Source organism: Paenibacillus sp. J22P143 (assembly GCF_059692035.1).
The window spans coordinates 1-1,401 of sequence record NZ_JCAUAQ010000067.1; the positions used below are offsets into that span (position 1 = coordinate 1).

Below are 1,401 nucleotides of genomic sequence, written 5' to 3' on the forward strand. Positions count from 1 at the left end.
TATAATGCTACATATAAACTAGACAGCAAAAAAGGAGTTTCTTAGTTGTATGACAGGTCCAAGAAGGAAGTTCAGCCCAGAGGAAAAAGCTCGGTTGGTACTGGAAATTTTGAAGGAAGAAAAGACAGTATCGCTGCTCGCATCCGAAGAGGGTATACATACGAATGTCCTCAACCGGTGGAAACTAGAGGCGGTACAAAACCTCTCACAATTGTTTGTCGATGATCGTAAAGGCATCACGAAAATGAAACAAGACTACGAACAGCAAATCGATGAACTCTACGGCGAGGTGGGTAGATTGACCACCCAATTGTCGTGGCTCAAAAAAAAATCTGGCCTCTAATCTTTCCCGTGAAGAACGCATTGATCTCTTGGAATGGGACTGCCCTGAACATCCTATCCTGGTTCAAGCGAACCTATTAAGCTTGAACCGCTCTAGCCTTTATTACAAACCGGTTCCTCCCTCCTCGGAGGAGATTCGCCTCAAACACCGGATTGATGAGCTTTACACGAAGCATCCATTTATGGGGTATCGAACGATTGCTTCCATCATGAATCGCGAGCAAGATCGGATTCATGAAAATACGGTTCGGCGGTATATGCGTGAGATGGGGATCATGGCGATTTATCCTGGTCCAAACTTAAGCAAGCGAGATCTTCAGCATAGGATATATCCCTATCTGCTGCGCAAATTAGCTATCACAGAGCCTGAACAAGTCTGGAGTGTTGACATCACATATATTCGGATGAAACATGGCTGGATGTACTTATACGCTATTATAGACTGGTACTCTCGTTATATCGTTGACTGGCAGCTTGATCAAAGCTTAGAGATTGGTTTTGTGCTTGAAACGATGAAAAGGGCACTGGCAAAACGAAAGCCTGGTATTGTTAACAGTGACCAAGGCAGTCATTTCACAAGTCCAAAGTACATCGATTTGCTGAAGGAAAACCACATTCGCATCAGTATGGATGGTAAAGGTCGTGCAACTGACAATATTGCAATTGAACGATTTTGGCGTAGTTTGAAGTACAATGAAATTTATCTAAACGAATATAACAGCCCTCGCGAGACTCGTAACGGCATTAAAAATTACATTCATCTTCACAATCACTACTTACCGCATCAGTCTCTGCAGAAGCACACGCCAGCTGCTGTGTATAATCGTGAGGTTGTACTCTTATCCACATCTGAATAACGGAGGAAGAATCTTTCCTCCCGCGCCTTCGCTTAAGCTATGTCCGCCACCTGTGGACAATATTCAATTGGGAATAATTAATTCTTGTTCCATCTCAGGCAAAGCACTAGAACATTCACGTCTCATTACCCACTGAACATTGTGAATCATTTCACACCTTAACTATATTAAAATAACTGTCTTGACATCTTGTAGCACCATA

General features: G+C 42.9%; 1 protein-coding gene. It reads left to right on the top strand.

Annotated features, from left to right (window positions below):
* Positions 1-49: 49 nt before the first annotated feature.
* Positions 50-1,199 (top strand): IS3 family transposase gene (locus tag AC58PQ_RS29500; RefSeq protein ID WP_497247955.1). Its coding sequence is split into 2 segments (ribosomal slippage): positions 50-324 and positions 323-1,199, totalling 1,152 coding nucleotides; the frame shifts between segments, so codons are not numbered across the junction.
* Positions 1,200-1,401 lie beyond the last annotated feature (202 nt).